The sequence below is a fragment of the Phenylobacterium sp. genome (genome assembly GCF_004799515.1).
Classification (GTDB): domain Bacteria; phylum Pseudomonadota; class Alphaproteobacteria; order Caulobacterales; family Caulobacteraceae; genus Phenylobacterium.
On record NZ_SSMX01000002.1, the window covers coordinates 22,183 to 46,896 of the forward strand.

Genomic DNA, 24,714 nt, shown 5'->3' on the forward strand with positions numbered 1-24,714 from the left:
GGGCGGACGTCGGGCGGACGGCTACGCGCCGCGGCCGCAAGGTTGCGGCCGCGGCGGTTCGGGGCTCCCGCGGGTCTGGACCGTCCGCGAAGCGCCCAGCCGACGGAGATCAGCCGAAGGCGGGCCGCCGCCGCGACCGCAGGAGGGCGCCGGCCGCGCCGAAGCCCACGAGCATCAGCGCCCAGCTGGCGGGTTCGGGCACGGTCCCTGAGTTTATCGTCAGGTCGAAGTTGTCCGCCCGCAGGTCGTTGGTCTGGTCGAAGGTCGAGAGCGAACCGTCAGGTTCCACCGCGCCGGAGCCGCGCATGGCGAAGCCGAAGGTGATCGCGTCGCCGGCGAAGTTCAGGCCGCCGGTGACGCCGGCGCCGGTGAAGTTGCTGGCGTCCAGGGTGCTGAAGTCGCTGGCGGTGATGCCGTTCTCGACCAGGTCGTTCCAGATTCCACCGGGCTGGTTGATCGGGCCGAAGACGAAGGTCGCCTGGTAGAGCTGGCCATCCTGCTCGGCCAGGACCCGCAGGCTGTAGCTGCCCACCAGGCTCGCGTCGCCGCCGTTGGTGGGCGTGGTGAAACGGTCGAGGGAGGCGTTCAGGGAGGTGATCGCCCCGCTGGTAGAGGGGTTGTAGACGAAGGTGTTGTTGAGCGCGGTCAGCAGCACGCCCTGCGCGTTGGCGCCGACGCTGGACACCGTCCCCTGCAGGGCCGCACCCGGGTCGCCGCCGGTCAGGGTCTGGCCATAGCTGTTGATCGTCACGCTGGGATCGCTGAACGAACCCAGGGTGTAGTTCGCCGTGTTGAAGGTTGTGTCTGTGAACGTGGTCTGACCCGCTACCGCCGTGGTGGCCGCGAACGCCCCCGCCAGCAGCGCCGTCGCCAGGATTGCCGTCTTCACTCGCGCCATGATTTGCCTCACCAGAAGTCCAGGCGCGCTCCGTGGGGTCCACCCGCGCCTTGGTTAAGGGATCATGGCGTCGCGGCGAGGCGGCCCGACACTCCCATCCGGGAGTGGCGGCGAAGGTTCAACTCTCAGGGGAATCAACGGCTAAGCGAGGCGCATCAGCAGGCTGACCAATTCGCTCTGCCGCGAGGTCTCTGTCTTCTGGAAGACCACCTTCAGCCGCTGCCGCGCATGGGACAGCGAGATGTGGCAGAGGTCGGCCGCCTCGTTGAGGGTCCGCCCGGCGCCCAGCAGCATGGTTAGCTCCGCCTCCTTGGGCGTCAGGCCGAAGCTGTCGCGCAGCAGGCTGGCGGCCGGCACGGGCTGGACGTCGGTGTCGACCACGCCCACCACCGCGCGCGCCAGGGCCATGGGATTCGGCGCCGCTTCGAACAGGCGCGCGACCCGCACGATCAGCGGGCGGCGGCCGGAGGGGCGGTGCAGGACCGCGGGGGCCGGAACCGGCAGCTCGTGCGGCGCCGCCAGGCTGACCGCGACGCCCACCGCCCGGTCCAGCGCGCCCTGCTCGGCGGAATAGGCGGCCCGCAGGCGGCCGTCGACGATCGACAGGCCGTCGCCCAGTCCCAGGGCGGCGTTGATCGCGAGGACCCGGCCGTCCTGGTTGAGCAGCACCCCGCCATGGCCCTCCAGGCGCAGGGCCTCCAGGTGATCCTGCGAGCGGAAGCTCAGCGCCATCTGCGCCGCCTGGGCGCCGGCGCGCAGGTAGGGCAGGACCTTGGCCATGCGCGCCAGCTCCGCCCGCTGGAACGGTCCCTGGTTCAGCCGCCGCTTGAGGCTGAGCACCAGCGGGCTATCGCCGCCGCGCAGGCAGGCCACCGCGTGCCAGCCGAAGCCGCGCGGGCGCAGGAACTCGACGTAGTAGGGATCGTGCTCGATCTCCTCGGCCGTGTAGGTGTCGAAGTCGCTGACGAAGCTATTGTCCGTCGTCGGATTGACCCGGCCCTCACGGCTGTCGAACTGGTTCACGTCAAGGCTGAAGTACTCTTCGACGAAGCTGGCGATCTGGGTGGAGGTCGACACGCGCGAGCGCCAGGCGGGGCCGTCCACCAGGGTTGCGCCGTCGGACTTCAGGTCGCGGGCGATGGTCTCGAGCGCGCTCGGCCACAGGCCGGGCGTCGTCGCGCCGCGGAAGAAGGTGTCGATGGCCTCGGCGCCGAGCATGGGTCAGGGCGGTCCAGGATCTGCCGATCCGCTCGCGGATCGTGTTAACCCAACAGGGTTTTATGACGAGCGCATTTCACCGGCGCCGGTCAAGGCCAAGCACCTCTGGCGCGAAAACCGCCTGGACGCTCAGCCCGCGGCCATGCCGCCGGGCAATAGCTCGGCGCGCCCGGCCAGGGCCAGCTCCACCAAGGCCGCGAACACCTGGGCGGGCGGCGCGCCCGTGGCGCGGACTAGTTCGTCGCGCGAGACCGGCGTGGGCGAGAGCAGGGCGGCGACCGCCTCGCGCAGGGCGTCGTCCGGCTCGGCCGCGGGCGCGCCGGGCCAGGTGCGGTCGGGCTCGCCCAGATTGCGCAGGCCATCCAGCGCGCGCAGCACGTCCTCGGCGCCCTCGCAGATCGCCGCGCCCTGGCGGATCAGGTCGTTGGTCCCCTTGGCGCGCGGGTCGAGCGGCGAGCCCGGCACGGCCAGCACCTCGCGGCCCTGCTCGGCGGCCAGGCGCGCGGTGATCAGCGAACCGGAGCGCAGCTCGGCCTCGACCACCACCACGGCGCGCGACAGGCCCGAGATGATGCGGTTGCGGCGCGGGAAGTCGCGGGCCACGGCGGTGCGGCCGGGCTCGCTCTCCGACACGACGCAGCCGGCCTCGACGATGCGGCGGTAGAGGTCGGCGTGTTCCGGCGGATAGATGTCGTCCACCCCGCCGCCCAGGACGGCGACGGTCCCGGTGGCCAGGGCGCCCTCGTGCGCCGCCCCGTCGATGCCGCGCGCCAGGCCGGAGACCACCACCTGGCTGCTGGCGCCCAGGTCGGCCGCAAGGCCGCGGGCGAAACGCTGGCCGGCAGCCGAGGCGACCCGTGCGCCCACGATGGCCACGCTCGGCCGGTGCAGCATCTCCAGCCGCCCCCGCGCCCAGAGGATCGGCGGCGGCGGATCGAGCGCGGCGAGCGCGCTCGGAAAGGCCGCTTCGCAGGCGCAGATCAGCTGCGCGCCCAGCCGTTCGCCGGCCGCCAGCTCCTTGTCGATCGCCGCCTCGTCGGCCAGCCGGATGTTGCGTCCGCCGCGCCGGGCGAGGTCGGGCAGGGCGGCGAGCGCCCCGCGGGCCGTCCCGAAGCGGCGGATCAGCTGGTCGAAGGTGACCGGCCCCACATTCTCGGTGCGCGCCAGCCGGAGCCAGTCGCGCCGTTCGGCCGGCGACAGTCCGCTCATGCTTTCGGCGGGCCGCTCTTGTCGTCGCCGTAATAGTCGGCCTGGGTCTCGAGCTTCGGACCCCCGTTGTGGCCGAGGTCGGGCGGCGCGTCCTTCTTCGACCCGCCGATGCGCGGCTCCTCGCCTTTCAACAAGCGACGGATGTTGGCCTCGTGGCGGACGTAGACCAGGAGCGCCATGCCGGCGGAGAGGATCGTCACGGGGAGGGGCCGGTGGAACAGCAGGGCCGAATAGACGCCGGCGAGCGCCACGGCGACGAGCGCCGCCAGCGAGGAGAAGCGGAACAGGGCCGCCATGGCGATCCAGGTCGCCCCTGCCAGCAGGCCCACCGGCCAGGCCGCGGCGATCAGGGTCCCAAAGAACGTCGCGACGCCCTTGCCGCCCTTGAAGCCGAGCCAGACCGGGAACAGGTGCCCCACGAAGGCCGCGCCGCCCGCCACGCAAGTCAGGAGGGCCTGAGCCTGGTCGTCGGCCCCGCGCGTGGCCAGCCAGGCGATCAGCACGGCCACCGCGCCCTTGCCGCCGTCGCCGATCAGGGTGAGCGCCGCGAGGTCCCGCCGGCCGCTCCGCAGCACATTGGTCGCCCCGATGTTGCCGGAGCCGATCGCCCGCGGGTCGCCGGCGCCTGCGGCCTTCATCACGATCACGCCAAAGGGGATCGAGCCCAGCAGATAGCCGCCGATGACGGCCGCCGCGATCTCGGCGAGGCTCAGGCCTGCGAACATGGACGCTCCCTCGTTGACCCGAGTCCTAGCGCCTAGACCTCGCTGGCGAAAGCCGACTTCAGCGCCGCGATCGCCGCCTCGTTGCGGCGGTAGAAGGTCCACTGCTTGATGCGCTTGGCGCTGACCAGCCCGGATTGGGTGAGCACGCGCATGTGCTCCGACAGCGTCGGCTGGCTGATCCCCAGCTTCTCGGCGATCAGCACGCCGCAGACGCCGTCGTCCACCAGGTCGCCGTCCACCTGCGGCCGGAAATGGGCCCGCGGGTCCTTCAGCCAGTCCAGGATCAAGAGGCGCCGGTCGTTTCCGAGCGCTTTCAGGGCATCGACGATAGGCATATTGCCAAATGGCTAAATCATCACGATGGGCGTCCGTGCTTTAGGGCCCGACGGCGGGCTCGACAAGCCGGCCCGGCCCGTTCCCGAAGAAGCTAGGCGGAAAACACGGTCCGCCCGTCCACCACCGTGCGCAGCACCTTGCCCTGCAGGCGGCGGCCGTCGAAGGGCGAGTTCTTCGACTTCGACACCAGCTTGTCGGCGTCGATGAGCAGGGGGGCGTTCAGGTCGAGCAGCACCAGGTCGGCCGGGGCGCCTTTGGCCAGGCGGCCCTGCGGCAAGCCGAGCAGGTCGGCGGGCGCGCTGGTCACCTTGGCGATCAGGTCGATCAGCGGGATGCGGCCCTCGTGGTGGAAGGTCAGCAGCGCCGGCAGCAGGGTCTGCAGGCCGATGGCGCCCGGCGCAGCCTCGTCATACGGCAGGCGCTTGTCTTCCGCCGGCGCCGGCGCGTGCGCCGAGACCACGATCTCGATCAGGCCCGAGGCGACGGCTTCGATCACTGCTTGGCGGTCGTCCTCGCTGCGCAGGGGCGGGTCGAGTTTGCAGAAGGTGCGGTAGTCGCCGATGTCGATCTCGTTGAACGACAGGTGATTGATCGAGGTCGTCGCCGTCACCGGCAGGCCCTTGGCCCGCGCGCGGCGGAAGCTCTCGATGGCGTCGGCGGTGGTCAGCTGGTCGACCAGCAGGCGCGCGCCGGTCAGCTCCACCAGGGCCAGGTCGCGCTCCAGCATGATCTTCTCGGCGATGGCTGGAACGCCAGGCAGGCCCAGGCGCGAGGCGAACTCGCCCTCGCTGGCCGCGGCTCCTGCCGAAAGCCAGGGATCCGCCGGGCGGTGCGCCACCAGCACCCCGAAGGCCTTGGCGTAGCTCAGCACCCGGCGCAGCACCTTGGAATCGACGATCGGCCGGTCGGCGTCGCAGACGTAGAGGCAGCCCGCCTCGGCCATCAGCCCGATCTCGGCCATCCGCTGGCCGTCCGCGCCCTTGGTGGCCGCGCCGGCCGGGTAGACCTTCACCAGTTCGATGTCGCGGGCCCGCCGGAGGATGAAGTCTACCACCGAGGGCTCGTCGATCACCGGATGGGTGTCGGGCTGGACGACGATGGAGGTGACCCCGCCGGCTGCCGCCGCCAGGGCCGCCGACTTGAGCGTCTCCTTGGTTTCCGTGCCCGGCTCACCGGTCTTCACCCGGATGTCGACGAGGCCGGGCAGCAGGAGCGCGCCGCCGCCATCCACCATTTCTACATCGCTCGACAGCGATCCCAGATCGCCGCCCTTCACCACATCGGCGATCACGCCCTCGGTGACGATCAGGCCGCCGGGGCCGTCATAGCCGCTGGCCGGGTCCACCAGCCGGATGTTGGAAAAGGCGATCGGCCGCCCGGGCGCGTGGACCAGGGTCATCGGTCGTTCTCGAGGCGGGCGGCGAGCGAGGTCAGCACCGCCATGCGCGCGGCCACGCCCATCTCCACCTGGTCCTGGATCAGGCTGACCGACAGGTCGTCGGCCACGTCGCTATCGATCTCCACGCCGCGGTTCATCGGCCCCGGATGCATCACCCGCACGTGGTCGGCGGCGAAGGCCAGCTTCTCGCGGTCGAGGCCGAAGAAGCGAAAGTACTCCCGCTGCGAGGGCGCCATCACCCCGTCCATGCGCTCCAGCTGCAGGCGCAGCATCATCACCACGTCGGCGCCGGCGATGCCCTTCCGGAGGTCGTGGAAGATCTCGACGTTCCAGCGGTCGGCCGCGGGCGGGATCAGCGTCGGCGGCCCCACCAGCCGCACCTCCGCGCCCAGCATCTGCAAGAGCGCGATGTTGGACCGCGCCACGCGGGAGTGCGCCACGTCCCCGCAGATCGCCACCTTCAGCCCCGCGATCCGCCCGAAGGCCCGGCGCATGGAAAGCGCGTCGAGCAGCGCCTGCGTCGGATGCTCGTGCTGGCCGTCGCCGGCGTTGATCACCGAGCAGCTCACCTTCTGCGACAGCAGGCTGGCCGCCCCGGACGAGGAATGCCGAACGACCAGCAGGTCCGGCTGCATGGCGTTCAGCGTCACGGCCGTGTCGATCAGGGTCTCGCCCTTGGCGATGGACGAGCTGCGCGGGCTCATGTTGACCACGTCCGCGCCCAGCCGCTTGCCAGCCAGCTCGAAGGAGCTCTGGGTCCGGGTCGAGTTCTCGAAAAACAGGTTCATCAGCGTCCGGCCCTTGAGCAGGTCGAGCTTCTTGGACGTCTGGCGGTTCAGGCTGACGAAACCGTCGGCGAGGTCGAGCAAATTCGCGACTTCGACCTCGTTCAGATCGGTGCTGGACAGGAAGTGGCGCTTCGGAAACGAGAAGGTCCGTTGCAGGACCTCGTTCAGACCAGGGGGCGCAGCGCTCATTAAAGCGCGGTCTTAGGCGGCTTTGACCGGCGAGGGAAGCGCGTGCTTGCGGGGCCTTGAGTCGGGAGGCCGACGTTGCATACCGTCAGCCACAAGTCCCCGCGCAGATTCGCCCGTCCGGAGTTTCCATGTCCGTCAGCCTGTTCACCTTCGTCGACCTGTTCATGCGCCAGCTGGTGACGCTGGACCACCTGCTCTCCAAGGGCGCCGAACACGCCAAAGCGACCGGCGCCTCCGAGACCGAGATGCTGGACTGGCGGCTGATCGAGGACATGCAGCCGCTGCGCTTCCAGGCCATGGTGGTCTGCAACTTCGCGCGCGCCTGGCCGGCCCGCGTCGCCGGCCTGCCGCTGCCCGCGGACGTCAGCGCCGATCTCGACCTGGCCGGCTTCAAGGCCGCCATCCTCGACGCCAAGGCCTGGCTGCAAGCGCTGACCCCCGAGCAGTTCGCCGGCCGCGACGATGTCCCGCTGACCGTCGAGATCGGGACCGGCATGCAGCCGACCCTGCCGTCCGGCCAGTGGCTGACCGTCTTCGCCACCACCAACCTCTATTTCCACCTCTCGACCGCCTACGGCATCCTGCGCCACCACGGCGTGCAGATCGGCAAGGTCGACCTGTTCGCGGGCGGGCTGTAGGGACGCGGGCCTTATCCGTTGTTCTTGACCTCGGGATCGACGGAGATGAGGCGCTCCTTGCCGGTCGGTGTCACGATGTGGAAGTTGTAGGCCCCGAACACCGGCTTTCCATTCACGGGCGCGATGTACCGCGCATAAAAGCGGACCAGGTTCGCGTTCTTGCCGACGACCATTGGCTTCTTGACGCAGAACATCTGGCCGTTCGCCGCGTCGCTCGTAAAGACGGCGGTGTCCTTGCCGGGCGCGAAAACATAGCCGGCCGCGTCCTGGAGCTCCAATTCGATGAGCACAACGTCGCCAGGATTGGCCAGATAGGCTCCGGCGTCGAAATCGATGCGCGTGATGGAGTTCGGCACGGCCGTTGGGTTGGGTTGAGCTGTGCGGCCGCTGTGCTGGTTGCCGAGCGGATCCGATTTGTAGTGCAGGAGCACGGAGGACTCGAGCTGAGGGTCATCGACGTTCCAGACGATGATGTGGACCACGTCCATCAGCTTGTTGGCGCCCGTGCACTCGGACTGCACCCTCACGGGGTAGTCGTTTGCCCCGGTGATCGCCGGGAGCGCGACGACCTTGGGCGGCGCTTTCGCCGGGGGGCACTTGACGACGGTGTCGGCGCGTTGACAGCCAACCAGGGAGGCGGCGCACGCCAGCGCCACCCCGACTTTCAAGGCCATTTTCGTCATCGCCGCCACCCCTCGCTTCCGCAGGCCGAAACCGCGTTGGTGTGCTGAGGACCACTTCGCCGACGGTCGGGACCCCCTGTAGCTGGTCCATCGGAAACTCGGATAACGGTGTCATCTTTCCGAAGGTTGTACAATCATCGCCTGGCCGTCGGGCGCGACCGGAACGCCGCCGACGGCGGACTCATCGATGAAGTCCGTCCGTCGCCGCCACCTGGATCGCAGGGGTTTCGTCGGCGAGGTCGATGCCCCAGTGGGCCGTCAGGACGTCGTGTTGTTTCATCGCCCGACGTCGCATCGTCGCGAGGATTTTCGCAGCGCCCGCCGCGTCGCCGCGATCTTGCAGAAGGCGGGCGGTCAGCACGGCGCAGAAGTCGCCAATCTCCGCGTTCGCAAGGTTCAGCGCCGGGTCTGAACAGTCGCCGAGGGTGGCCTGGATGACGGAATCGGCCGGACGCGCGTGCGCTGGCATCGTCAACCAGGCTTTCGCCTTGAACAGTTCGAACATCCGGGCCTGTTTGCGGAAATCGGTGTTGGTCGGATCGTTCTTCGCCAGGTCCAGGGCCGCGCTGTGTCCCACCTCCAGGTCGGCGATGGCCGGCTTGAGCTGACCCTCCGCGATCTCGATACGCGCCATCGCCAGGTCGTGGCCAAGGAGATCACCCCTGACGTCCATGTCGCGCGGCCACTTGGCGCTCAAATCGGTGAGGATGCGGTGCTGCATCTCCCGGTTGGCGCGGGCGCCGGCGAAATCGCCCTCGACGCGCCGGCAATCGGCGATCCAGGCATATTTGTTGGCCATGGCGCTTAGGACATCGCGATCGTCCGGCTTGTGGCGGGCGATGACACCCAGCGCGTCCAGTGCGGTCTGGAACTGCCGTTCGGCGGTTCTCGGATCGCCGGCCTGCCTCAGCGCCAGCATCCCGAGATTGTTGGCCGCAAAGGCCGTCTCCTTGATCCAATCGTCGTTGCGCGGATTGATCTGTACGAGGCGGGCCGCCCGCGCGGCATAGGCCTGGAACCCCGCCTTGGCCTTCGCGCCGTCGCCCTCGCGCCAGTTGATGAAGCCGATCCAGTAGTCGCTCTGCGCTTGGTCGAAGATGCGCTGCGGATCGCCAGGAGCCTTGGCGAGCAGGGCGGAGGTCGTCCGCGCGGCCTCCTCGATCTTGCTCCGCGCTGCATCCAGGTCGCCGCGCCGCTCATCGTCCTCGCCCATCGACTGCAGCAGCTTGGCGCGCGCCTGCAGGGCTGTGTCGGTCATGTGGGTGAGATCCTCACCCCTGTAGTAGCTCAAGGTGCCGTTGTTGACGGTGGTCAGCAAATCCAGGTTGTTGGAATTCCTGAGCTTCTGTCGCAGGTCGGTGGCCATGAAGCCGACCAGGGCCTGGGCCTTGTTGCGCTCGTGCACCGCCACGCCACGCTGAGTGAAGGCGACGATCGTGAGCGCACCCAGCAGCACCGTCACCCACAGCGCGCCGGCGGCGACCACACCGGCCTGACGAATCCGCCGCTGGCTGTCGCGATGCACGAGGTCGTCCAGCGCGACGCCGGTCATCGGGGCGATCAGCTTCAGGAACGCCATCCGCCCGCCGGCCGCGCCGGGGCGGAAGTCCGCCGCCAGCGGTTCGGTTGCCCGCCCATGGGGGCGACGCCGCAGGGCTGGGTGGATCGCCTGGTCCGCCTCTCCGTCGATCAGCGCCGTCAGGATATGCTTCTCGCCGTTGAGATGACGGAAGATCTCGATTTCCCGGCCGACCCAGGCCGACTGCGCCGAACGGGGAGAGCAGATCACGATCAGGAAATCCGACTGCGCCAGGGCGGCGCGAACGGCTTCCGTAAGGTCATGACCGGCCGACAGTTCGTCGCTGTCGCGGAAGGCCGGCTTCAGGCGCGCGCGACGGATCCGCTTCGCCAACTGCCGGGGCAGGCGATAGGTCTCGAGACGCCTCTGCAAAGTCCGGGCGAACCGTTCATCGCCATGGCTGTAGCTGATGAAGGCGCTGTAGCGCCGCGCGTCATCGCTTCCGGGACCCTGGTCCAGTGGCTCGGCGCTGTCGGCCATTTCGCTCGGCCCTTCGAGCGGACAACGTAAAGTTGCCTCTCGAGAACCATTGCCAGAACATTGCTATTTGAGCAAGGACCGCAGCCGGTCCAGCGCCCCCTGCAGGATCCACCCGGCGGCCATCTTGTCCACCAGCTCGGCGCGCCGGGCGCGGGTGACGTCGGCCTCCTCGATGAGCACGCGGTTGACCGCCATCGAGCTCATCCGTTCGTCCCAGAAGGCGATCGGCAGGTCGGGCCTGAGGCGCAGGAGGTTGCGGGCGAAGGCGCGGCTCGACTGACAGCGCGGCCCCTCGGTCCCGTCCATGTTCACCGGCAGGCCGATGACGATCCCGCCGGCGTCCCGGCTCGCCATCAGCTTGAAGAGGGCGGCGGCGTCGTCCGTGAACTTGGTCTTTCGGATCAGCTCCAGCGGCGAGGCCACCGTGCGTGTGGTGTCGGAGACCGCGACTCCGATGGTCTTCTCGCCGAGGTCGAGGCCGGCCAGCGGGGCGTAAGCACCGATCAGGGCGGGGAGTTCGAGGAGGTCGACGACGGGCATCGGCCACCCATAGCTTGCAAAAGGCGCCCCCGCACGGCTAACCCACGCCTTCAGTAAGAGGAGGATGGTCATGGCCATCGATGCGGCGACCGTGCGCAAGGTCGCCAGGCTGGCGCGGATCGCCGAACCGGACGACCGGATCGAGCAGCTCGCCAAGGAGCTGAACGGCATCATGACCTGGATCGAGCAGCTGGGCGAAGTGGACACCGACGGGGTGGAGCCGATGGCCTCGGCCGTCCAAACTCCGCTGCCCATGCGCGATGACGTGGTCACCGAAGGCGGCGATCCGGAAAAGGTGCTGTCCAACGCGCCCAGGCGCGCCGGCGACTTCTATGTGGTGCCGAAGGTGGTCGAATAGGATGTCCGAACTCACCGCGCTCACCTTGAAGGCCGCCCTCGGCGGTCTGAAGGACAAGTCCTTCTCCGCCGTGGAGATCACCGAGGCCCACGTGCAGGCTGTCGAGGCCGCCCGCGCGCTCAACGCCTTTGTCCTGGAGACCCCGGAGAAGGCGCTCGAGATGGCCAAGGCCTCCGACGCGCGCCGGGCCTCCGGCAACGCCGGGCCGCTGGAAGGCGCGCCGCTGGGGATCAAGGACCTCTTCTGCACCGAGGGCGTCCGCTCCACGGCCGGCTCGAAGATCCTCGGAGACTTCACGCCCACCTACGAGAGCACCGTCACCGCCAACCTCTGGCGCGACGGGGCGGTGATGCTGGGCAAGCTGAACATGGACGAATTCGCCATGGGCTCGTCCAACGAGACCTCGGCCTTCGGGCCGGTGGTCAATCCGTGGCGGGCGGAAGGCGGCAACGCCCAGCTGACCCCCGGCGGCTCGTCGGGGGGTTCGGCCGCGGCGGTGGCGGCGGAGCTCTGCCTCGGCGCCACGGCCACCGACACCGGCGGCTCGATCCGTCAGCCGGCGTCCTTCACCGGCACAGTTGGGATCAAGCCGACCTACGGCCGTTGCTCGCGCTGGGGGACGGTGGCCTTCGCCTCGTCCTTGGACCAGGCCGGGCCGATGGCGCGCACCGTCGAGGACGCGGCCATCCTGCTCACCTCCATGGCCGGCCACGACCCCAAGGATTCCACCAGCCTGCCGGTGGAGACCCCGGATTTCGCCAGCTTCGTCGGCCGCTCGGTCAAGGGCCTGCGCGTCGGCGTGCCCAAGGAATACCGCGTCGACAGCATGCCGGCCGAGATCGACGCGCTTTGGGAACAGGGCATCGCCTGGCTGAAGGAGGCGGGCTGCGAGATCGTCGAGGTCAGCCTGCCGCACACCAAGTACGCCCTGCCGGCCTACTACATCGTGGCCCCGGCGGAAGCCTCATCCAACCTCGCCCGCTATGACGGCATGCGCTTCGGCCTGCGGGTCGAGGGCGGCACGCTCACCGACACCTATGAGAAGTCCCGCGCCGCGGGCTTCGGCGACGAGGTCAAGCGACGCATTCTGATCGGCACCTATGTGCTCTCGGCCGGCTATTACGACGCCTACTACCTGAAGGCGCTGAAGGTGCGCCGGCGCATCGCCGACGACTTCGACCAGGCGTTCCAGAAGGTCGACGCCCTCTTGACGCCTACCGCGCCGAGCGCCGCCTTCCAGCTCGGCGACCGGTCGGACGACCCGGTGGCCATGTACCTGAACGACATCTTCACGGTGACGGTGAACCTGGCCGGCCTGCCAGGGATAAGCGTCCCGGCCGGTCTAGACGCCGCCGGTCTGCCGCTCGGCCTGCAGCTGATCGGCCGCGCCCTGGACGAGGGCACGCTGTTCTCGCTGAGCGGGGCCCTGGAAAAGGCCGCCGACTTCCGCGCCAAGCCCAAGAAGTGGTGGTAGACCTTTCCGCGGGGCTGAGTCAGCGCGGGGGCGGGTTGCGATGAAGCGGGCAGATATGGCCGCGATGCTGGGGGCGCTGGCCCTGGCTCCGCTGATCGGGGGCGTTCCGGCGCGCGCGGCCGCCGACGAGGTCGGCAAGCCGGCCAAACCGTACAAGATCCAGTTGCTCGACCGGTCGGTGGTCACCGCCGACCAGCTCAAGGGCAAGGTGGTGGTGATCAACCGCTGGGCGACCTGGTGCACGCCGTGCAAGGCGGAGATGGTGGTGTTCCAGACCTATATGCACAACCACCCGGACAGCGACCTGCAGATCTTCGCTGTCACGACCGAGCTTGGGTTTCCAGCGGACAAGCTGAAGCCGCTGCAGGGCAAGCTGGCCTATCCGCTGGGCCTCCAGGTCTTCGGCGGCGGCTATGGGATCAAGGCCGGGGTGCCCACCAGCTATGTGATCGACCGCTCAGGGATCGTGCGGTTCGCCGCGGCCGGGGCGTTCAACGACGACAGTTTCGAGGCGACGGTCGGCCCGCTCCTGAAGGAACCGGCGCCGGCGGCCGCGCCCTAAATTCAAAGCAGAACGATCGCCCGAAAACAAAACGGCCCCCCGCTGAGGCGAGGGGCCGCTCGGTTCGGCTGTGCAGCCGAAGCTTATTTCGCTCGAATCTACTTCGCCTTGTCCAGGTCGGCCTGGATCTGCTTCAGCTTGGCGTCGTCGATGGCGCCTTGGCTCATCGGAGCGACCTGCGCCAGCGTCATGTCCTTGATCTGGTCGAGGTACTGATCGATCCCCGGCACGTCTTTTTCCAGGACGGCCTTGGCGGCGGGGTTGGCCATCAGGGCGCCGATGGTGGTCTTGTCCACCGACATCGGGCCGCCGGCGGCGGGGGCCGGCGTCTGGGCGAAGGCCGGGACGGCGGCGAGGGTCGCGAGGGCCGCAAGGCCCGCAACGAGCTTGGTGTTCATGGCTTGAAGGGTCCTTCCCCAATGGTTGCCCGCGAAGCATGAGCGCGACGGCGGGACGCCTGGCAAGCGCGAAGCACCTGCGCGGCAATTTGGCTCGCCCGAAAAAGCGGCGAGATTACGAACGTTGCTCGTTTATGTCAGTCTGTCGAGATCGGCTCCCAGCCTTCACGTCCGCCCTTGATTTGATGACGCCATTTGCCCCCGCGCGCAAGGTGACGCTTGAGTCACGCTTTGCCTTTGGGCCGGTCGGCGCTAGGGAAATCCTATGAGCGAGAAGTCAAAGCAGATCGAAGGCCGCACCGGCCCGTGGGAAATCGTCCTGGGCCTGGAGGTGCACGCCCAGGTGGCCTCGAACGCCAAGCTGTTCTCCGGCGCCGCCGTCGGCGCGGGCGCCAGCCCCAACTCGCAGGTCAGCCTGGTGGACGCCGCCATGCCCGGCATGCTGCCGGTGATCAACCGCCACTGTGTCGAGCAGGCGGTGAAGACCGGCCTCGGCCTCAAGGCCCAGATCAACCTGAAGAGCCACTTCGACCGGAAGAACTACTTCTACCCCGACCTGCCGCAGGGCTATCAGATCAGCCAGTTCAAGCACCCGATCGTGGGCGAGGGCGAGGTCATCGTCGAGCACGACGACGGCTCGACCTTCACCGTGCGCATCGAGCGGCTGCACCTGGAGCAGGACGCCGGCAAGTCGCTGCACGACCAGGACCCCAACGCCACCTACGTCGACCTGAACCGCGCCGGCACCGCCTTGATGGAGATCGTCTCCATGCCGGACATGCGCACCTCGGAGGAGGCGGCGGCCTATGTGAAGAAGCTGCGCACCATCCTGGTCTATCTGGGCACCTGCGACGGCGACATGGAGAAGGGCAACCTGCGCGCCGATGTGAACGTCTCGGTCTGCCGTCCCGGTGACTATGAGAAGTTCCGCGAGACCGGCAGCTTCAGCCATCTGGGCACGCGCTGCGAGATCAAGAACGTCAACTCCTACCGCTACATCCAGCAGGCCATCGAGTACGAGGCGCGCCGCCAGATCGAGATCCTCGAGGACGGCGGCAAGATCGACCAGGAGACCCGGCTCTTCGATCCCACCAAGGGCGAGACCCGTTCCATGCGCTCCAAGGAAGAGGCGCACGACTACCGCTACTTCCCCGACCCGGACCTGCTTCCGCTGGAGCTGGATCCGGCCTGGGTGAAGCGGATCGAGGCGACCCTGCCGGAGCTGCCGGACGCCAAGAAGGGGCGCTTCCAGTCGCAGTACGGGCTCTCGGCCTATGACGCCCAGGTGTTGATCAGCGAGCGGGCGAGGGCGGACTATTACGAGGCCGCCGCGAAGGGCCGTGACGCCAAGCTCACCGCCAACTGGGTGACCAACGACCTGGCCGCCCGGCTGACCGCCGGCGGGATCGAGATCGAGGCGAGCCCGATCTTCCCCGACGCCATCGCCGAGCTGGTCCAGCTGATCGAGGAGAACGTGATTTCCTCCAAGATCGCCAAGGACGTCTTCGAGCGGATGTGGAACGGCGAAGGCCGCGCCTCAGAGATCGTGGAGAAGCAGGGCCTGAAGCAGGTGTCGGACACCGGGGAATTGGAAGCGATCATCGACAAGCTGATCGCCGAAAATCCCGGTCAGGCCGAGCAGGTGAAGGAAAAGCCCCAGGCCATCGGCTGGTTCGTGGGACAGGTGATGAAGGCCACTGGCGGCAAGGCCAACCCGGGCGTCATCAACCAGCTACTGAAGAGCAAGCTCGGCGCGGACTAGGTCTGTCTACAGACCCCGAGTTCTCAGCCCAGCAGGGAATGGACGGCCATGGCGCCGCCCACCCACAGCGCCGTGGACACCGAGGCCGCGATCAGCAGGCCGACGCCCACCGGAAGACGGACCGGGCGGGCGGCGCGCGGCTGGACCGAGGTCTGGGCGGCGCCTTGATGTCCCGCGAAGGGGCCGGTGATCAATTGGCTGGTCATGTGAAAACCGCGAGATCCTGGGGTTGTTATGGCTTCCTTATGAGCCGGAACGCCGGCTCGTGAAATTAAGTACGGCTACATACGCAGTTACACGTAGGGAGTGTTCCGAACGTTAGAACGATCCATCACCAATAAGTTATCCGTATTCACTCTATAGAAAGGTTCTCGAATACGAGCGTAACCGTAGCTGTGATCTTGGGAACAACCCGATCAGGTGAACTACTTATGGGGCCAACCGGAATTTTAAACCTGAACATAATGGTTAATTTGGACTGGCGACTTAGGGAGCCTGTCAATGTTCCGGTATGCAGAAAAGCAAACCTACGACGCTTGGGAATACTCCGGCGCTAAGGTTGTCCAGCTGGCTTCGCGCCGTGAACCTGGACAAGCCGTGGCGCCGCAGGACGAGCGCCGCAGGTATCTGTCGGCCAACGACGTCGGCCTCTTTCCCGAGGACGACGCGGAGGGGCCGCTGCTGCGGGCCGAGCGTCAACGCAGCCGCGATCTCCAGCGGACCTTTAGCCAGTACATCCCGCCGCAGGTTGTCGAGCAGTTGATGGCCAATCCGGGCGCGAACGACCTGTGCGCCGAGACCCGCGACCTCACCATCCTCTTCGCCGACATCCGCGGCTTCACCAGCATGTCGGAAGCGCTCAAGGACGACCCGCGCCGCCTCGGCCAACTGATCAACACCGTCCTGGGCGCCTTGGCCGACATCGTCGGGGCGCACGGCGGCACCATCGACAAGTACGTCGGCGACTGCGTCATGGCCTTCTGGGGCGCGCCGCAGGCCGACACCAACCACGCCCGCCACGCCGTCGCCGCCGCCGAGGCGATGCTGGCGGCGATCGACGGCCTGAACGCCAGCCTCGACCTGTCGCTGCCCGATGGCCGCACCCTGCCGCCGATCCAGATCGGCGTCGGCGTCAACTCCGGCGAATGCCTGGTGGGCGCCATCGGCTGCGCCCGCCGCTTCAACTACTCCGCCCTCGGCGACGCCGTGAACATCGCCTCGCGCCTGGTCGACCTGACCAAGACCTATGATGTCCACCTGCTGATCGGCGAGGCCACTGTCCAGCGGCTGGCGCCGAGCCCGCGCTGGCGCGAAGTCGACCGGGTCGCGGTGCGCGGCCGCATCGAACGCCAGAGCCTCTTCACCCTCTCGCCGGTCGCGGCCACCGCCGCCAACGACGACCTTGCCTGGCCGCAAGGCCAGGCCCATCCGTCCGTCCACTGAACCCAGGCGGGCGTCCGGCCCGCGCCGCATCCAACCCGTCCGCCTGCCGCTTTAGAGAAGCCTGCGACGGCGCACGCTCAGCTAACGGAAGCTCCGATGATCCCGCGCAAACTCATCGCGCTCGCGCCCTACCTGGTGTCCTTCACGCTCGCCGCCGCCGTCATCGGCGCAGGCGCAGAGCCGGCCCGGGCGGCGACCCACGGCGGCGCCAACATCGTCACGATGAACTCCAACCCGGCAGACTAGTAGGGCACCACGTCGAACACCTGGCCGGTGGCGCGCGAGACCAGCGCCATGCCGCGCGCGGTGCGCACCCAGTCATAGCCCGGCGGCGGCGCTCTCAGGCGGTAACGGCCATAGTCGCCGATCACCGGCGCGCCCTCCGGCCCCAGATAGCCGCCACGGCGCGGCGCAGCGCTGTAGGCGGCGGGCGGCGGGGCCGGGGCCGCGTAGGCGCGCGGCGCATATCGCGGGTCATATCGCGGGTCGGGGGCCCTCGCCATGCCGCTGGTCCTGGGATCATAGCGGGGATCGTAGCCGCCGCCGGCGCCGCCACGATAGGCTTCGCCGCGATAGGCCTGCGGCGGCGGCGCGGCGGCGGCGCGCGGGGCGCCGGCCCAGCGGCCCATCTCGCCCCGGCCCATCTCACCGCCACGCCCCATCTCGCCTCGACTGGGCATCGGAGCCTCGCGCCGGCCTTCCTCACGCCGCTCGCCAGCCACAGCTCCGCCCGTCGCCGCCAGCGGTCCGGCGACGAGCAGGGCGGCGGCCAGGACGGAGAGCAGGCGGCGCATATCGCCAATCATCCTCAAAAACGCAGGCTCGGTCGATGCTTACAATGTCACGCACGCCTGAACCCGGCCTGAACGCGGGGGCGGCGCGCGACCACCTCCGGCGGCCGCCTGCGACCCTTTAACACCTGGGGCAAGATGAAGGCCTGACAACAGCGGCCTTAACCATGTGTTCAGCGCAAGGCTGTTTCTCTGCGTAACGTGAGCCGCATGAAGCGTTCCAGAACGGGACGCGGCCGGCTTCAGACAGGGACAAAGGTCATGCTTGCGCAATTGCAAGTCGCCGGCGAAGGGCTCCCGCTCCCCAGTGCGGAAGCCACGGGCGACGAACTCTTCCGGTTGGGTCTGCTCTATTCCACGGGTCAGGGCGGCGCGCCGCTCGACTATGTGTCGGCCCACATGCTGTTCAACCTGGCCGCCATGCGCGGTTCGGTCGAAGCCAAGATCTACCGCAAGGAACTCTCCGAGGAGATGGCCTCCGACGAGGTCGCCGAAGCCCAGCGCCAGGCCCGCGAATGGCTCGCTCACGGCTGAGGCCTTGAGGCCTCAAGCCGCCGCCCGGCCTTCCGGGCGGCCTCCGGTTCGGCGCGCCCGCGGGGCGATGCGCGGACCGACGTTGAAACGCCCGGGCCGCCGGTCCGGGCTTTTCCTTGCCCGTTCGCCCACGCCCGTTCTTCTCCCCCGTGGGCGGAGTTCGCGTCAGCTGCGAGGTTTTCCACCCCAGGGCGCACCTCCTTGCAACCGTAACCTGTTGCGCCACCCTCGCGTCTGGCCGCGCCAGATGCGCGCGGCGACAGAGGGACTGCCGAACGTGGACAACAAACTTGCATGGCTGGCGGTGACGGCCCTCGGCGTCGCGGCCTTGGCGGGATCGAATCCGGCCGCCGCCCAGGCGGCCTATGGTTCAGCGGCCTTCGCCAGCTACCGGGATTGCAGCGCGGCTGGAGCGGGCGCCTGCGACGGGACCGTCGAGCCGGCTCAGGCCATTGTCGGCAGCGCCATCAGCGGCGGGCTCTCGTCCACCTCCAACACCAACCTGACCCTGACCGGCCAGACGATCGTCAACCTGTTCGGCAACACCGTGACCCTGCCCAATGACCCCGCCTCGTCCGCGAGCGGCACGGTGGGCTTCGGCGCGGCCGACCTGCCGGTCCTGAAGGCCGCCTCGTCCTCCGGCGCCGAGACGCGGATGGGCATCAACGCGTTCGGCTATCAGAGCTACACCAACGAAGGCGCGTCCTCGACACCGTTCGAGATCACCGGCAACCTGGACATCGACAGCTTCAGCGGCACGGCGGGCGGGGTCTTCCCCGGCGGCGCGATCGCCACCACCTACGTCGCCCTTTGGGACCCCTCGGTAATCAGCAGCCTAGGGCCAGTGGACGCCCAGACCCTGTTCGACGACGTGTTCCTGACCGGCTGCGGCACGCCCGGCGTGCTGGGCGTGGCTTTCGGCGGCGGGACCCTGGTGGGCTCGGGTTCGCCCTCGATCAGCACCACGACCGAAGCCTGCAGCGGCTCCTCGGTCGTACCGGGCCCGATCACCCTGGGCGCGAACCAGACGGTGCTGGTGGTGGCCGGGCTACAGCTCCTCACCAACCGCGGCGGCGTGATCGACGCGCTCGACACCTTCACCACCGAGTTCACGCCGGACGCCGGCGTCGACGTGGCCGAGCTACGCTCGGGGGAATCCATCCTCGGCGTGCCGGAACCGGCGTCCTGGGCGCTGATGCTGGGCGGCTTCTTCGGCCTGGGCGGGGCGCTGCGCCGTCGCCGCACGGCTCTAGCCGTCTAGGCAGAGCCGCCGCCTTCGGCTAGAAACCGCGATCCCGCTGCGGACCGGCCTTGCCGAGGCTCGCGGAGGGACGCTGACGCTGGATGGAATCTCCAACGTTTTCAGCAAGGTGACGTGGCCGAGTGGCTGAAGGCAACGGTTTGCTAAATCGTCATACCTGAAAGGGTATCGAGGGTTCGAATCCCTCCGTCACCGCCATCCTGCTTCGCTATACGAGCTTCGTGGGATTGGCTGAGGGGCCGGTGCGAAGCTGGATGCCCTCCAGGACCCGTTGGAATTCGCGTTCCCCGAGTGCACGAACGCGGTTCGGTTGTCTGACTAACTCATTGAATATGGTCCATAAAGCAGCCCGCCGACCGACGCTGTCGACACCTCCAAAGCCCCGCAGAACTGTCCGTTCGGACAATGTGGCGCATCTTCCCGGCCGCTAGGCTCAGCTTCCGTTTTCGTCCGGGAGTTCGTTGAGATGCGTCGTTCGATGTACCTGCTGGCCGCCATCGCCGCGGCCGCCGCCGGGCCGGCCTTGGCCACCGACTACCAGTTCACCCAGTTCCCCGTGGCGGGATCGTCGAACACCGGCGTGGTCGCGATCAACGACGCCGGCCAGATCCTGGTCGGCTACGGCAATCCCAGCTCTCAGGGCGCGTTCATCTATCAGGGTGGGGTCGAGACCCCCGTCGCGCCGCCGCTGATCAACAACGGCGGCAACACCAGCGCCATCGGCGTCGCGGCGATGAACGCCTCGGGCACGGTGGTCGGCACCGACATCCAGACCACCAACGGCGTGGGGCTGGTCTACGACTTCGTCGGTTTCATCGACAAGGGCGGCCAGTACACCTTCGTGAACGCCCCGGGCGCCGTCGACACCCAGCTACTGGGCATCAACAACGCGGGCGTGGTGCTGGGCGAGTACGAGACCGCCGCCAGCAATGGGGTCTTCACCTACTTCACCGACACCAACGGCGTGCTCACCACCCTGTCGGCCCCCGGGTTCTCCGGCATCGTCCCCACGGGCATCGACAGCGCCGGCGACGTGGTCGGCACCGCCATGGTTGGCGGCGTGCGGGTGGGCTTCATAGACAAGGGCGGCGTCTTCAGCGTCGTCTCCGTGCCGGGCTCCGGCGCCACCAGCATCTCTGGGGTCAGCGCCAACGGCCTGATCGTCGGCCAGTACTTCAGCGGCGGTAAGAACCTGGGTTTCCTGGACGACGATGGGGTCTTCACCACCATCGCGCCCCCGAGCGCGACCGTCACCCACATCTCGGCCGTCAACGACCTCGGCGAGGTGGTGGGCACGGCCAATGGCGTGAGCTTCGCCGAGCAGGGCGGGGTGTTCAGCACCCTCGACCTGCCGCCCTTCGACCCGGACAGCAACCAGGGTCCGGACACCATCAACGACGCCGGCGTGATCGGGGGCAGCCTCTACAGCGGCAACGGCTTCAATTTCGAGTACACCGGCTTCGTGGCCACGCCGCTGGCGCCGGCGGGAACCGGGGGCGTGCCGGAGCCGGCCGCTTGGTCGCTGATGATCGCGGGCTTCGGCCTGGCGGGCGCGGCCCTGCGCCGGCGCAGGCTGCCCGCCCCAGCCTGAGCCGAGCCGGGCCTAGGCGTCTGCGAAGCCGCTAGAAGACGCTGATCGGTGGGACGAGGGCCATCACCTCGGCCAGCAGGTCGGCCTGCCGGCGCGTGCCGGTCTTCTCGAACAGGTGTTGCAGGTGCGCCTTGGCGGTCCTGGGCGTGATGCCCAGGTCCTGGGCGATCTCCGCCATAGTCCGGCGCTTGAGCAGGGCCACCAGGACGCGGATCTCCGCCGCGGTCAGGCCGAACGCCTCGACCAGCAGCGGGCCGGGCAGGGGCAGGTCGTCCTCGCGGGAGGTGACCAGCACGATGCTGTGGCCGCCGCTCGCCGCCGAGGCCGGCGCCACCCAGAGGAGCCGCCGGTCCTGCGGCGGTCCGAACACCAGGCTGACCGGGGCGCCGGCCTCCGCGTATAGCGCCTCGGCGAAACGCCGGCGGGTGTCGCCGTCGCAGGGCGTCAGCCGCCCGTCGCGCGCCTGCAGCACCGAACCTTCGGCCAGGAGCTGCTCGCCCGCGGCGTTGACGAAGGCCACGGTCCCCGCCGGGTTGACCAGGAAGGCTGGCGCGCGGATGCGGTCGACCAGGGCCGACAGACCCTCGCGCTTGGCGTCGCGGTCATCGAAAACCCGGCTCAGCATGGTCGCGCGCTGTAGGTGCGGCGCCAGCAGCCGCACGAACTCGACGTCCTGCGGGCTGAACGGTCCGTCCCGCTCCCGACGGGCTACGGCCAGCATGGCCAGGCTGGAGGTGGTGCGGATCAGGACGCAACTCAGCCAGTCGCCCCAGGCCTGTGGCCCGACCCACTCGCGATAGAAGCGGCTGCGCCGGAAGGCGGGCAGGTCCGCGGTGCGGTAGACGGTGTCCACCTGTCCGGGCGGGATGTAGAGCAGGATCGCATCGATCAGCGGGTTGAGGCCGGCGTAGGTCTCCACATAGGCCCGCGAGGCCACAGGGTCGGTGCCGTGCTCCACAAGCAATTCCGGAACGCGGGTGGCCAGGTTGTGGATGTTGAGGCTGGCCGCGCAGCCGCCGATCTCGTGGCACAGGCTCTCCAGCACCCCAGGCCAGCGGCCGCGGTCAAGCACACAGGCGTACACGCCGTCGATCAGCGCCGAGACCGCCGCGGCGTCGACCGGGTCGGTTCCTGAGACGACGGCGTGGTCCATGCTTGGAGCCAGCATACCCGTGGTCAGCCTACACGCGGATGTCTCCACTGTGACCTGGCGTAATTCGCCCTGAAACAGTCGGCCGCGTGGCTAGTAGAACGCCCCGTAGATCACGTCGGAGACCTGGCCGGTGGCAAGCTGCACCAGGAGCAGGTCCGGTCCGTAGCGCACCCACTGGTAGCCATACGGCGGTCCCTCGAGGCCCATCTGGTAATAGTTGCTGAAGAAGTAGGCCGAGGTGAGGAATATCGCCGGCAGGGTCATGCCGACACCCCAGCGGCGATAGCGGAACCCGGATGGATAGCGCCACGGACTCCCGTGGATCGGGCGGAAGCCCGGGGGCCGGCCCGAACCGGGCCGATGCGGCCCCATGGGGGGCGGTCCGGGCGGCGGGCGATGGCCGCCTTGCGGCGGACGGCCTCCGCCGGGCGGACGGCCGCCAGGATTGGGGCCGCCAGGATTGGGGCCGCCAGGATTGGGACGCGGGGGCGGGCGCTGGCCGGAGGGCGGGCGTTGGCCGCCGCCACCGCCGCCGCCGGGAGGCCGGCCGCCACCGCCGCCAGCAGGAGGCCGCTCACCGCCGCCGCCGGGCGGCCGTCCGCCGCCGCCTTGGCCGCCAGGGCGTTGGCCGCCGCCGCCCGGTCCGCCGGCGGGGCGCTGTTGGCGTTTGTCTTCCTGGGCGAACGCCAATGTCGGCGTCATCAGGGCGAAGAGGGAAGCAAAGAGCAGACGTCTGTTCACCAGCGGCTCTCCTGAAAAGCGCATCGCGCGCTGACGCCACTATAGAGAGCGGTCAGCTCAGGTAAATCCCGCGGGCCGGATCAGGCCGCCGCGACCGCCGTCTTCTGCTCCACCTCGGCGTAGGCGGGCTCCAGGGCCTGCTCCATCGCCTGGAAGAGGGCGGTGATGTCGATGGGCTTGGGAACCATTCCGTCCATGCCCGCGGCCTCGTATTCGGCCACCTGATGGGTCATGGCGTTGGCGGTTACCGCCAGGATCGGGGTGCGCGGACGCCCGGTCTGCGCCTCGCGCTCGCGGATCGCCACGGTGGCGGCGACCCCATCCATGACCGGCATCTGGATGTCCATCAGGATGATGTCCCAGTGCTGGGTCTCCCAGGCCTCCAGCGCCTGGCGGCCGTTCTCCACCAGGGTGGGATTGATGCCGGCCTGCGACAGTAAGGTCTTCAGCACCAGCTGGTTGGTGTCGTTGTCCTCGGCGGCCAGGACGCGGATCTCGCCGGCGGCTCCGGTCTCTGCCTCGGCGGCGTCTGCGACGGCCGGCTCGGCCACGGCGCGGGCCGGGACCAGCGGCAGGCGCACGGTGAAGGTTGCGCCGGCGCCCGGTTCGCTGGCCGCCTCGATGGAGCCGCCCATCAGCTGGGTCATCTCGCGGCAGATGGCCAGGCCCAGGCCCGCGCCGCCGTAGCGGCGGTCGCGCCCGGCGTCGGCCTGGAAGAAGCCTTCGAACAGGCGCCCCATGTCCTTGGCCTCGATGCCGATGCCGCTGTCGGACACCTGGAACACCACCTGGCCGTCGAACCGGTCGACGGTCATGGTCACCCCGCCGGCCTCGGTGAACTTCACCGCATTGTCCGCTAGGCTGTACAGCACGCGCCGGATGCGGGCGGAGTCGCCATCATAGCGGCCCCGCGCGGCCTCGCTGATCTCGAAATGGAAGCTCAGGTCCTTCTTGTCGGCCAGCGGCTGGTAGGCCGCGGCCACGCCGCGCACCAGGTGCTCGAGGTCGAACTCCGCCAGCTCCAGCTCCAGCGCACTGGTCTCGATCTTGGAGAGGTCCAGGAGGTCGTTCAGCACCGCCAGCAGGTTTTCCGACGAGCGGCGGATGATCTTCACCCGCTCGTGTTGGATCTGGGTCAGGCGCTCGGAGGTCAGCGCCTGGGCCATGCCCAGCACGCCATTGAGCGGCGTGCGCAGCTCGTGGCTCATGGTGGCCAGGAAGTTGGACTTGGCGCGATTGGCGGCCTCGGCGGCGCGCTCGCGCTCCTCGGCGGCCTTCTGCGCGGCCACCAGCTCTTCCCAGGAGGCGGCGAGCTGGGCTCGCGCCGACCAGAACTGAACACCGAACAGCAAGAGGGTGAAGCCTGCCGCGACGGCGCCCAACGGGCGGTCGACCAGCAGTTCCTGACGGGCCTGGCCCAGGCCGATCAGGCCCAGAATGGCGATATAGGGGGCGAGGCTCGCCGCCAGGATCCAGCGCGAGCGGAAGTAGCGCATCAGCACATGGACCATGGAGACGCTCATCAGCGCGAAGGCGAAGAGCCGCTCCACCGCGCCGCCGCGGACGATCAGGGCGAAGGCCGCCAGGGCGTAGAGCGTGGTGGCGCAGATCCGCAGGGCCGGCGCGATGCGCGAGGCGGCCGCGGCGCTTCGGCCGCCGGCCTGCACCGTGTGCATCAGCCGGTCCTCGGAGACGATCACCGTCACCTGCAGCGCGGTCCAGATGATCATGGCCGGCCAAGGGACGACGGGCAGGGCCGTCAGGATGACCATCGCCAGCCCGAAGGCCTGGACGACCAGGTTCCGGTGCGTCTGGACGGCGAAAGCTAGGCCGCGTGGGAACAGGTCCAGCGCGACAAAGGGCGTTCCTCGGCGGGGAGACATCTGGGTGGTCCTCCTCTCGCCGAATAAGGTGCCTATAATTTCCTGACGTATCGTTACGACCCCCGGTTGCGTCTTGGGTTG

The 24,714-nt window shown here is 68.8% G+C and carries 26 protein-coding genes, 1 tRNA gene and 1 pseudogene; 12 read left to right on the plus strand and 16 right to left on the minus strand.

The features are described 5' to 3' along the window. Positions 1–109 precede the first annotated feature (109 nt). The 7 genes and pseudogenes from E8A49_RS00215 to E8A49_RS00245 form a co-directional block, all read right to left on the minus strand. On the minus strand, positions 110–898 hold the full coding sequence (locus E8A49_RS00215; RefSeq protein ID WP_293375030.1) for a PEPxxWA-CTERM sorting domain-containing protein: 789 nt from the start codon (positions 896–898) through the stop codon (positions 110–112). Positions 899–1,039: 141 nt separating this feature from the next. Beyond that, the gene (locus E8A49_RS00220; protein ID WP_293375033.1) at positions 1,040–2,116 is read right to left on the minus strand and encodes a helix-turn-helix transcriptional regulator; all 1,077 of its coding nucleotides are present in this window, start codon (positions 2,114–2,116) and stop codon (positions 1,040–1,042) included. A gap of 129 nt (positions 2,117–2,245) precedes the next feature. Further along, on the minus strand, positions 2,246–3,325 hold the full coding sequence (gene dprA, locus E8A49_RS00225; RefSeq protein ID WP_293375036.1) for a DNA-processing protein DprA: 1,080 nt from the start codon (positions 3,323–3,325) through the stop codon (positions 2,246–2,248). 77 nt (positions 3,326–3,402) lie between these two features. After that, positions 3,403–4,050, minus strand: a pseudogene (gene plsY, locus E8A49_RS00230) (glycerol-3-phosphate 1-O-acyltransferase PlsY); the annotation flags it as partial. Between the two features lie 32 nt (positions 4,051–4,082). Next, the gene (locus tag E8A49_RS00235; protein WP_293375039.1) at positions 4,083–4,385 is read right to left on the minus strand and encodes a metalloregulator ArsR/SmtB family transcription factor; all 303 of its coding nucleotides are present in this window, start codon (positions 4,383–4,385) and stop codon (positions 4,083–4,085) included. Positions 4,386–4,477: 92 nt separating this feature from the next. After that, positions 4,478–5,785: a dihydroorotase gene (gene pyrC, locus E8A49_RS00240; RefSeq protein ID WP_293375041.1), complete on the minus strand. Its 1,308-nt coding sequence runs from the start codon at positions 5,783–5,785 to the stop codon at positions 4,478–4,480. Then, positions 5,782–6,762: an aspartate carbamoyltransferase catalytic subunit gene (locus tag E8A49_RS00245; RefSeq protein ID WP_293375044.1), complete on the minus strand. Its 981-nt coding sequence runs from the start codon at positions 6,760–6,762 to the stop codon at positions 5,782–5,784. Before E8A49_RS00245 ends, pyrC begins: the two co-directional genes overlap by 4 nt. Positions 6,763–6,890: 128 nt before the next feature. Between E8A49_RS00245 and E8A49_RS00250 the strand changes: the two genes are divergently transcribed. Continuing rightward, positions 6,891–7,400 carry a DUF1993 domain-containing protein gene (locus E8A49_RS00250; RefSeq protein ID WP_293375047.1) on the plus strand — a complete coding sequence of 170 codons (510 nt, stop codon included), beginning with the start codon at positions 6,891–6,893 and terminating at the stop codon, positions 7,398–7,400. Between the two features lie 11 nt (positions 7,401–7,411). Here E8A49_RS00250 and E8A49_RS00255 read toward each other — a convergent pair whose 3' ends face one another. The 3 genes from E8A49_RS00255 to ruvX form a co-directional block, all read right to left on the minus strand. Then, complete coding sequence (locus E8A49_RS00255; RefSeq protein ID WP_293375050.1) at positions 7,412–8,092, minus strand: hypothetical protein; 681 nt, start codon at positions 8,090–8,092, stop codon at positions 7,412–7,414. A gap of 172 nt (positions 8,093–8,264) precedes the next feature. Then, positions 8,265–10,142, minus strand: a complete 1,878-nt coding sequence (locus E8A49_RS00260) for a toll/interleukin-1 receptor domain-containing protein (RefSeq protein ID WP_293375053.1) — start codon at positions 10,140–10,142, stop codon at positions 8,265–8,267. A gap of 63 nt (positions 10,143–10,205) precedes the next feature. Further along, positions 10,206–10,682: a Holliday junction resolvase RuvX gene (gene ruvX, locus E8A49_RS00265; protein ID WP_293375056.1), complete on the minus strand. Its 477-nt coding sequence runs from the start codon at positions 10,680–10,682 to the stop codon at positions 10,206–10,208. 70 nt (positions 10,683–10,752) lie between these two features. Between ruvX and gatC the strand changes: the two genes are divergently transcribed. From gatC to E8A49_RS00280, 3 genes are read left to right on the plus strand one after another with little or no spacing between them, the layout of a single operon-like run. Continuing rightward, a complete protein-coding gene (gene gatC, locus E8A49_RS00270) occupies positions 10,753–11,040 on the plus strand; it encodes an Asp-tRNA(Asn)/Glu-tRNA(Gln) amidotransferase subunit GatC (RefSeq protein WP_293375059.1) in 288 nt (95 codons plus the stop codon). A 1-nt stretch (position 11,041) separates the two neighbouring features. Beyond that, a complete protein-coding gene (gatA, locus tag E8A49_RS00275) occupies positions 11,042–12,514 on the plus strand; it encodes an Asp-tRNA(Asn)/Glu-tRNA(Gln) amidotransferase subunit GatA (protein WP_293375062.1) in 1,473 nt (490 codons plus the stop codon). Positions 12,515–12,554: 40 nt separating this feature from the next. Beyond that, complete coding sequence (locus tag E8A49_RS00280) at positions 12,555–13,076, plus strand: TlpA disulfide reductase family protein (RefSeq protein WP_293375065.1); 522 nt, start codon at positions 12,555–12,557, stop codon at positions 13,074–13,076. 98 nt (positions 13,077–13,174) lie between these two features. On the opposite strand, the gene E8A49_RS00285 is transcribed toward E8A49_RS00280, so the two are convergent. Next, complete coding sequence (locus E8A49_RS00285) at positions 13,175–13,474, minus strand: hypothetical protein (RefSeq protein WP_293375068.1); 300 nt, start codon at positions 13,472–13,474, stop codon at positions 13,175–13,177. 265 nt (positions 13,475–13,739) lie between these two features. Here E8A49_RS00285 and gatB point away from each other — a divergent pair, with 265 nt between their 5' ends. Continuing rightward, positions 13,740–15,236, plus strand: a complete 1,497-nt coding sequence (gatB, locus tag E8A49_RS00290; protein ID WP_293375071.1) for an Asp-tRNA(Asn)/Glu-tRNA(Gln) amidotransferase subunit GatB — start codon at positions 13,740–13,742, stop codon at positions 15,234–15,236. 23 nt (positions 15,237–15,259) lie between these two features. Here gatB and E8A49_RS00295 read toward each other — a convergent pair whose 3' ends face one another. Continuing rightward, positions 15,260–15,442, minus strand: coding sequence for a hypothetical protein (locus tag E8A49_RS00295; RefSeq protein WP_293375074.1), 183 nt, complete (start codon positions 15,440–15,442; stop codon positions 15,260–15,262). A 391-nt stretch (positions 15,443–15,833) separates the two neighbouring features. On the opposite strand from E8A49_RS00295, the gene E8A49_RS00300 reads away from it, so the two are divergent. Then, positions 15,834–16,679, plus strand: a complete 846-nt coding sequence (locus tag E8A49_RS00300; RefSeq protein WP_293375077.1) for an adenylate/guanylate cyclase domain-containing protein — start codon at positions 15,834–15,836, stop codon at positions 16,677–16,679. 96 nt (positions 16,680–16,775) lie between these two features. Then, positions 16,776–16,925 (plus strand): hypothetical protein, encoded by a 150-nt coding sequence (locus tag E8A49_RS00305; protein WP_293375080.1) that lies wholly within the window; start codon positions 16,776–16,778, stop codon positions 16,923–16,925. Here E8A49_RS00305 and E8A49_RS00310 read toward each other — a convergent pair. Further along, positions 16,922–17,473, minus strand: a complete 552-nt coding sequence (locus tag E8A49_RS00310) for an RcnB family protein (RefSeq protein WP_293375083.1) — start codon at positions 17,471–17,473, stop codon at positions 16,922–16,924. The two genes, E8A49_RS00305 and E8A49_RS00310, sit on opposite strands and share 4 nt — an antisense overlap. Positions 17,474–17,731: 258 nt before the next feature. Here E8A49_RS00310 and E8A49_RS00315 point away from each other — a divergent pair, with 258 nt between their 5' ends. The 4 genes from E8A49_RS00315 (at position 17,732) to E8A49_RS00330 (ending at position 20,856) form a co-directional block, all read left to right on the plus strand. Continuing rightward, positions 17,732–18,004, plus strand: a complete 273-nt coding sequence (locus tag E8A49_RS00315; RefSeq protein WP_293375086.1) for a sel1 repeat family protein — start codon at positions 17,732–17,734, stop codon at positions 18,002–18,004. A 277-nt stretch (positions 18,005–18,281) separates the two neighbouring features. Next, entirely contained in the window at positions 18,282–19,265 is a 984-nt protein-coding gene (locus E8A49_RS00320) for a PEPxxWA-CTERM sorting domain-containing protein (protein WP_293375090.1), read from the plus strand. Positions 19,266–19,373: 108 nt separating this feature from the next. Continuing rightward, positions 19,374–19,463: transfer RNA gene (locus tag E8A49_RS00325), tRNA-Ser, on the plus strand. Between the two features lie 268 nt (positions 19,464–19,731). Continuing rightward, positions 19,732–20,856, plus strand: coding sequence for a PEPxxWA-CTERM sorting domain-containing protein (locus E8A49_RS00330; protein WP_293375093.1), 1,125 nt, complete (start codon positions 19,732–19,734; stop codon positions 20,854–20,856). Positions 20,857–20,887: 31 nt separating this feature from the next. Here the strand turns inward: E8A49_RS00330 and E8A49_RS00335 are convergent, their stop codons facing one another. Together E8A49_RS00335 and E8A49_RS00340 are read right to left on the minus strand one after the other, a co-directional pair. Continuing rightward, on the minus strand, positions 20,888–22,009 hold the full coding sequence (locus E8A49_RS00335; RefSeq protein WP_293375096.1) for a helix-turn-helix transcriptional regulator: 1,122 nt from the start codon (positions 22,007–22,009) through the stop codon (positions 20,888–20,890). Positions 22,010–22,099: 90 nt separating this feature from the next. Continuing rightward, entirely contained in the window at positions 22,100–22,273 is a 174-nt protein-coding gene (locus E8A49_RS00340) for an RcnB family protein (protein WP_293375099.1), read from the minus strand. Positions 22,274–22,522: 249 nt separating this feature from the next. Between E8A49_RS00340 and E8A49_RS00345 the strand changes: the two genes are divergently transcribed. After that, positions 22,523–22,765 carry a hypothetical protein gene (locus E8A49_RS00345; RefSeq protein ID WP_293375102.1) on the plus strand — a complete coding sequence of 81 codons (243 nt, stop codon included), beginning with the start codon at positions 22,523–22,525 and terminating at the stop codon, positions 22,763–22,765. 65 nt (positions 22,766–22,830) lie between these two features. On the opposite strand, the gene E8A49_RS00350 is transcribed toward E8A49_RS00345, so the two are convergent. Further along, positions 22,831–24,633, minus strand: a complete 1,803-nt coding sequence (locus tag E8A49_RS00350; RefSeq protein ID WP_293375105.1) for an ATP-binding protein — start codon at positions 24,631–24,633, stop codon at positions 22,831–22,833. Between the last annotated feature and the right edge of the window lie 81 nt (positions 24,634–24,714).

Excerpts from the sequence above, each read along its gene's own strand:
- E8A49_RS00215 (WP_293375030.1), bottom strand. The coding sequence starts at position 898 with ATGGCGCGAGTGAAGACGGCAATCCTGGCGACGGCGCTGCTGGCGGGG.
- E8A49_RS00220 (WP_293375033.1), bottom strand. The coding sequence starts at position 2,116 with ATGCTCGGCGCCGAGGCCATCGACACCTTCTTCCGCGGCGCGACGACG.
- dprA (WP_293375036.1), bottom strand. The coding sequence starts at position 3,325 with ATGAGCGGACTGTCGCCGGCCGAACGGCGCGACTGGCTCCGGCTGGCG.
- E8A49_RS00235 (WP_293375039.1), bottom strand. The coding sequence starts at position 4,385 with ATGCCTATCGTCGATGCCCTGAAAGCGCTCGGAAACGACCGGCGCCTC.
- pyrC (WP_293375041.1), bottom strand. The coding sequence starts at position 5,785 with ATGACCCTGGTCCACGCGCCCGGGCGGCCGATCGCCTTTTCCAACATC.
- E8A49_RS00245 (WP_293375044.1), bottom strand. The coding sequence starts at position 6,762 with ATGAGCGCTGCGCCCCCTGGTCTGAACGAGGTCCTGCAACGGACCTTC.
- E8A49_RS00250 (WP_293375047.1), top strand. The coding sequence starts at position 6,891 with ATGTCCGTCAGCCTGTTCACCTTCGTCGACCTGTTCATGCGCCAGCTG.
- E8A49_RS00260 (WP_293375053.1), bottom strand. The coding sequence starts at position 10,142 with ATGGCCGACAGCGCCGAGCCACTGGACCAGGGTCCCGGAAGCGATGAC.
- ruvX (WP_293375056.1), bottom strand. The coding sequence starts at position 10,682 with ATGCCCGTCGTCGACCTCCTCGAACTCCCCGCCCTGATCGGTGCTTAC.
- gatC (WP_293375059.1), top strand. The coding sequence starts at position 10,753 with ATGGCCATCGATGCGGCGACCGTGCGCAAGGTCGCCAGGCTGGCGCGG.
- gatA (WP_293375062.1), top strand. The coding sequence starts at position 11,042 with ATGTCCGAACTCACCGCGCTCACCTTGAAGGCCGCCCTCGGCGGTCTG.
- E8A49_RS00280 (WP_293375065.1), top strand. The coding sequence starts at position 12,555 with ATGAAGCGGGCAGATATGGCCGCGATGCTGGGGGCGCTGGCCCTGGCT.
- E8A49_RS00285 (WP_293375068.1), bottom strand. The coding sequence starts at position 13,474 with ATGAACACCAAGCTCGTTGCGGGCCTTGCGGCCCTCGCGACCCTCGCC.
- gatB (WP_293375071.1), top strand. The coding sequence starts at position 13,740 with ATGAGCGAGAAGTCAAAGCAGATCGAAGGCCGCACCGGCCCGTGGGAA.
- E8A49_RS00295 (WP_293375074.1), bottom strand. The coding sequence starts at position 15,442 with ATGACCAGCCAATTGATCACCGGCCCCTTCGCGGGACATCAAGGCGCC.
- E8A49_RS00305 (WP_293375080.1), top strand. The coding sequence starts at position 16,776 with ATGATCCCGCGCAAACTCATCGCGCTCGCGCCCTACCTGGTGTCCTTC.
- E8A49_RS00310 (WP_293375083.1), bottom strand. The coding sequence starts at position 17,473 with ATGCGCCGCCTGCTCTCCGTCCTGGCCGCCGCCCTGCTCGTCGCCGGA.
- E8A49_RS00315 (WP_293375086.1), top strand. The coding sequence starts at position 17,732 with ATGCTTGCGCAATTGCAAGTCGCCGGCGAAGGGCTCCCGCTCCCCAGT.
- E8A49_RS00330 (WP_293375093.1), top strand. The coding sequence starts at position 19,732 with ATGCGTCGTTCGATGTACCTGCTGGCCGCCATCGCCGCGGCCGCCGCC.
- E8A49_RS00335 (WP_293375096.1), bottom strand. The coding sequence starts at position 22,009 with ATGGACCACGCCGTCGTCTCAGGAACCGACCCGGTCGACGCCGCGGCG.
- E8A49_RS00340 (WP_293375099.1), bottom strand. The coding sequence starts at position 22,273 with ATGACCCTGCCGGCGATATTCCTCACCTCGGCCTACTTCTTCAGCAAC.
- E8A49_RS00350 (WP_293375105.1), bottom strand. The coding sequence starts at position 24,633 with ATGTCTCCCCGCCGAGGAACGCCCTTTGTCGCGCTGGACCTGTTCCCA.